At 65.5% G+C, this 3,445-nt stretch carries 4 protein-coding genes; all 4 read right to left on the bottom strand.

Features of this window, described 5'->3' with window-relative positions:
- Nucleotides 1–294: 294 nt before the first annotated feature.
- The 4 genes from PSV05_RS06320 to PSV05_RS06305 all read right to left on the bottom strand — a co-directional run bounded on the left by PSV05_RS06320 (nucleotide 295) and on the right by PSV05_RS06305 (nucleotide 3,105).
- On the bottom strand, nucleotides 295–489 hold the full coding sequence (locus PSV05_RS06320) for a hypothetical protein (RefSeq protein WP_300063196.1): 195 nt from the start codon (nucleotides 487–489) through the stop codon (nucleotides 295–297).
- Entirely contained in the window at nucleotides 486–1,280 is a 795-nt protein-coding gene (locus PSV05_RS06315) for an ATP-binding protein (protein WP_300063193.1), read from the bottom strand. Before PSV05_RS06315 ends, PSV05_RS06320 begins: the two co-directional genes overlap by 4 nt.
- A gap of 2 nt (nucleotides 1,281–1,282) precedes the next feature.
- A complete protein-coding gene (locus PSV05_RS06310; RefSeq protein WP_300063191.1) occupies nucleotides 1,283–2,605 on the bottom strand; it encodes a DDE-type integrase/transposase/recombinase in 1,323 nt (440 codons plus the stop codon).
- A gap of 128 nt (nucleotides 2,606–2,733) precedes the next feature.
- Nucleotides 2,734–3,105 (bottom strand): hypothetical protein, encoded by a 372-nt coding sequence (locus tag PSV05_RS06305; RefSeq protein ID WP_300063189.1) that lies wholly within the window; start codon nucleotides 3,103–3,105, stop codon nucleotides 2,734–2,736.
- Nucleotides 3,106–3,445 lie beyond the last annotated feature (340 nt).

Genomic DNA, 3,445 nt, shown 5'->3' with positions numbered 1-3,445 from the left:
TGTTACGCACCGCGCTATTTTAGGATCTTCGGTTCACCCTATTCGAGGGCTGGCAAACGGGATCGTCCCGATCTTGCGTAGGTAGAGCGTCACCGCCATTGATCATGGGATGGCCGCAGTGTGGCCCTGTCGGCATTGGTGTCGACGGCCGGTCGCTCTGGAGGAGCGCCGGGCAGGCGCGGGGGTACGCCCTGAACGGGCGACCTCGCCTTCGCTCGGCTCAAATCGCCCCCGCCGATGGATCGAACGCCGGCAGGCTGGTCCTGCAGAAGCCGGACCACCGGCGTTCTTTAGTCAGAATGGCTCGTGTGGATATTTCCAGGGCTGGTTTGGATCGTAATCACCGCGCAGCGCCGCATCGTGACGCCTGATCTGAACTGCGTAGAGCGCTTCGCAGTCGCGTGTCAGTTTGCGCAGGAACTGGACCAGCGTGGCGGCCCCTTCATCACTCAAGTCGCGTGGGATCTTGCAATGCTGGTTCTGTTTCATCTGAGCTCCTCAATGGCTTGTTGAAGCAGGTCGTCCGGCAGGTGGTTCAAACCTTTTGGCACCGCCAGCCGCATGGCGGTGTGCAAGATCCGTCCGGCGATGCGTGGCAAGCCCTTCGATGCCTGGCGCAACACCTCCATGCCGGAATCGGCCAGCAGGGTATGCTGGCAGCCGGCCGTCTTGAGGGCATGGCCGATCAGCAGAGCGAAGCGTTCGCGCTCGACGACGGGACGCAACTGCACCCGCGCGGCGATGCGCCCGTGCAGGGCCGCATAGGGCGCGCGCTCGAGCGTTTGCGCCAACGCGGGGTGTCCCACCAGCCATACGGTGATCAGATCGCGCGCGTCGAACGCGAAATTCAGGAACGCCGGCAGGTCTCGGAAGAACTCCACCGGCAAATTCTGCGCCTCGTCGATGATCCACACTGGCAGCAGCTGCTTGCCGTCGACCATCTCGGCAATGCGTTGTTTGATGTCGCGCCACAGCTGCGCGCGCCGGTAGGATGGATCGACCCCGAGCGCGCCGGCCAGGCTGCGGTACAGGTCGAGCCGGCCGAAGTCGGTCTCGGGCTGGTAGACGACCTGGTAGCGGTGCGGATTGAGGGCCTCGGTCAGACTGCGCAGCGCCGCCGTCTTGCCAACGCCGGGCTCGCCCGTGATGAGCCCGACCCCGGGCGCCTGCAGCAGCCAGTTGAAGCGCTCGGACAGTTGCGCCAGCGCGCCGTCGTCCCACAGTTCCTTGCCTTCCTTGCCCAGCGGCGGGTGGCGCAGTCCGAAGTGTTGGAGGTACATGTTCAATCCTCCTTCTTGCCGTGGTACTGCGTCAGCGCCATCTCGACCAGGTTGGGGCCGCTGCGCGGACCCGGTGCCGGTGGTTCCGGATCCGGTTTGCGCCGGACCCGGTGCAGGTTGGCATGCGCGTCCAGCCTGGTGGCCAGGCCCAGCGTTTCGCCAGCCTCGTCCTCGACGCCCACCACCACCCCTGCATGCGGGTCGACCACCAGCCGCACCGTCTTGCCTGCCAGCTCGTAGGGCACTTCGAACTTGGCGCCCAGGTACGACACCGTGCCGTCCTTGCGCACGTAGCGCTTGATCCGGTGGTGGAACATGGCGTCGAGCTGGGCTGCGAACTGGCCCAGCGGTCGGATCTTCGGCAAGTCCTGCTGGTAGCGCGCCAGCGGCGTCAGTCCGGCCAGGCCTTCGTGCGGCGTGCGGTGGTAGACGCATTCGAGCCAGGCCCACAGCCGCGCGTTCAGGTCGGCCAGGTCGCCGATACGGGCGACATCGAGTTCGCTGAGGAACTGGTCGCGCACGGTGCGGTGCCAGCGTTCAATCTTGCCCTTGCCGGCCGGCTGATACGGGCGGCAGTAGATGAGGTGGATGTCGAGTCGCGCGCACAACGCCTGCAGCGTCCCGGCCTTGTAGGCGGCGCCGTTGTCGACCACCAGCTTGATGGGCCGGCCACGCTTGAGCAGCGCCTGCTTGAGCACACCCTCGATGTCGAGCGCCGTCTCGCCCAGGCAGAACGCGCTGTGCGTGACCAAGCGCGAGGCGTCGTCGAACAGCGATACCAGGTAGACTTTGCGCGGCTTGCCATCGACGATGACGCGCGGGCCATGCATGACGTCGCCGTACCAGATGGCGCCGGCCGATTCGGCTACGAAGCTGCGTTTCTCCTCGGGCTGGCTCGACGACCCGCTCATGCGCGCGATGCCGTGGCTGGCCAGCAGGCGGTGGATCGCCGAGCGCGACAGGCTGTCCTTGGCCGCCTCGCCGCTCGTTTGCAGCAGTTGGCCGATCTGGCGGATCGAGCGGCGCGGATTGTCGCGCTTGGCCGCAAGGATGGCTTCCTGCAGGGCCGGCGCGATCTTGGAGCGGCCACGGTCAATGCGCGTCTTGGGCGCCAGGCCGTCGATGCCTTCGCGCCGGTACTTGTAGAGCCAGCTTTCTATAGTCTTCTCGCCCAGGTAGGTGCGGCGCGAGTTGGGGATCGCGTACTGGCGCTGGGCCAAATCGCGCAGGGTCCGCTGCAGCTCGCCGCGTTCAAGACGCTCGCGGCTGACCAGCGGCCCCAGCACGGATAGGCGGAACAAGGCGGTCGGGTCGATCTGTTTCATGGGTGCTCCTGTTGAGTTCGGGAGCGTTCATAGAAACCGATATCGGCCGCCGGCGGCAGTGGGCAAAGTGTGTGGGGTGGGAAATTTAAGCGGCGTTGCCTGTCTCCTGGTGGTTTCGGATCAGCGTTTCATGGGACGCAAACCTCGTGGTCCGCCCATGCCATCGCCTCCGCCAGCGGCATCGCGGCCAGGCAGACCGCCCAGAAGCCGGGGCCGTCGCCGCCACGGCCCAGTTCCGGGAAGCGGCTGCGCAGCACGAACGCGAACGTCGCGGTGCCGGCATGCAGCCAGTCGCGCCAGCGGCGCGCGGTGTGGCGGGCGACACCGGCGCACAGGGACGCACCGCGTAGCGAGGCGCCGGCCAACAGGTCCAGCAGAACCCGCTGCTGTTTGGCCCATGGGTGCCAGCGGCGCGGCGCAATGCACAGCGGCAAACGCGAACAGGTGCGCCCGCAAGCACCGCAGCAGAAGCGGGCCACCAGTACCGGATTGAGCGACACGGCGGCAGGACCGTCGCGGTCTGGTTTGCGCTCGTAAAAACCATGCAGCCAAAGACCAGCTATCCCGCAATGCGGGCAAGCGAACGGCCGGTAGACTTCCGGCGCGTGCGCAATTTGCTCGATATGTTGGGGTAACGAAGGATTTGCAGATAGAATTCGATGCATAGGCCGGTCCCGATGGTATGTGTTAGGCGTGAGAACTTCACACGATATCAGAGGAGTACTGGCCTATCTTTTTTGCATGACGTCCCATGCTGCCATGGGCGAACGTTTACTGAACGCCCTCGAAGAGCACGGAATTTAGCGCCCCGGCGAGCCTAGGATTTCAAAGGACGTAACA

It is taken from the genome of Thermomonas sp. (genome assembly GCF_029945965.1).
In the GTDB taxonomy this organism is placed as follows: Bacteria; Pseudomonadota; Gammaproteobacteria; order Xanthomonadales; family Xanthomonadaceae; genus Thermomonas.
Note: the sequence above shows the minus strand (reverse complement) of the source record. Positions and strands in the feature narration are given on the sequence as shown.